We start from the raw sequence: 1,500 nt of genomic DNA on the forward strand, positions 1-1,500 counted from the left end.
CAAAATTGACCCGACTAAACGACAACGGCAATTCGGCCACATCCCGACTCTGTGGGCGTGGACTTGTCAGATCTTTGAACGCAACGAATCTTGTTCTCGGGGACTTGTCTCACCTCCAGTCTTGGGCTGCCTCTGAAGGACTTCCAGTTCCTGCTGGCGATAGCGGGGCATATTGCCGGGCTCGAATGAGACTTAAAGCGAGAAAAGGGGTTAGTCCAGAATGGCACTGCATTAAGCCACATTTCGTTGATTTTTAGGGACGGAAAGCTGGTCACGAAAACGTAGTTTTTGTGTGAAAAATAACCCGCTTCTGACCAACTTTCCGCCTACCGTTTTTGCCACTGCCGCTCGAAAGTCGCAAGCAGATATCCGTCGCGCTCGACAGCAGTTGTTGGCCCAGTCACCCAGCGGTTTGGGTGTGCTTTTTGAAGACGTTTTGCCTTCTGATTGGCTGACCAAAATTGACCCGACTAAACGACAACGGCAATTCGGTCACATTCCGACTCTGTGGGCGTGGACTTGTCAGATTTTTGAACGCAACGAATCTTGTTCTCGGGGACTTGCTCACCTCCAGTCTTGGGCGGCCTCTGAAGGGCTTCCGGTTCCTGCTGGTGATAGCGGGGCATACTGCCGAGCTCGAATGAGGCTCAAGGACGACTTTGTTGAAGCTCTTTCGCAACGAACTCTCGCAGCTATGGATGTCGCCATTGGCGAGGAAAACCGCTGGCAAGATTTTGAACTCAAGGCCATTGACGGCAGCTCCGTCAAATTGATGGATACATCTGAAAATCAGGAACAATACCCGCAGCCCAGCGTCCAAAAAGAAGGCTGCGGCTTTCCGGTCATGTCGGTTTCGGCCCTGCTCAATCTGAGCCACGGAGGGATAGAGCATTTCGTGACGGGACCTCTCAAAGAGCAGGATGCAAGCCTTGCTCGGCAATCGCTTGAGCACCTGCACGAGGGCCACTTGCTTCTCGCCGACCGAGCCTATAGTTCCTTCCGTCTCATCTCAGAGATTCGCAAGAGGGGTGCTCATTGCGTGATGCGCTTGAACAGTCGACGTGATGAAGCGCTCGATTGGCGAAAAGGAAAACGAGTAGGTCGTCACGAACGCGTGCTCACCTTGAGCCGTCCGGCATTTTCCAGAACGGGAATCACCCGCGAACAATGGGAGGACCTACCCGAAGAATTGATCGTTCGTATCATTCGAATGAACTACGAAGACCGCGCAGGAAAGAAAAAGAGAATGACTGTCGTCACTACTCTCACTGACTCTTCAAAATACGACGGTATGGAGCTGCACAGCCTCTATGCCAAGCGTTGGGAAATTGAAGTTCGGCTGCGAGACATCAAGACCTTGCTAGGCTTCGAAATGCTGCGAGTTCGCACACCCTCTATGGCGCGCAAGACCCTCGCGATGGTCCGCCTATCCTACAATTTACTTCGCTGTCTGATGCAGCGTGCAGCTCGAACATCTCCCGCGAAAATTGATGAGATCAG

General features: G+C 52.6%; 1 protein-coding gene. It reads left to right on the plus strand.

The genetic code is table 11. The features are described 5' to 3' along the window. Positions 1–418: 418 nt before the first annotated feature. Positions 419–1,500: IS4 family transposase (locus tag IE099_RS20555; RefSeq protein ID WP_229809629.1), on the plus strand; the 1,082-nt coding region annotated here is incomplete at its 3' end.

Source organism: Roseibacillus persicicus, assembly GCF_014651675.1.
Classification (GTDB): domain Bacteria; phylum Verrucomicrobiota; class Verrucomicrobiia; order Verrucomicrobiales; family Akkermansiaceae; genus Roseibacillus; species Roseibacillus persicicus.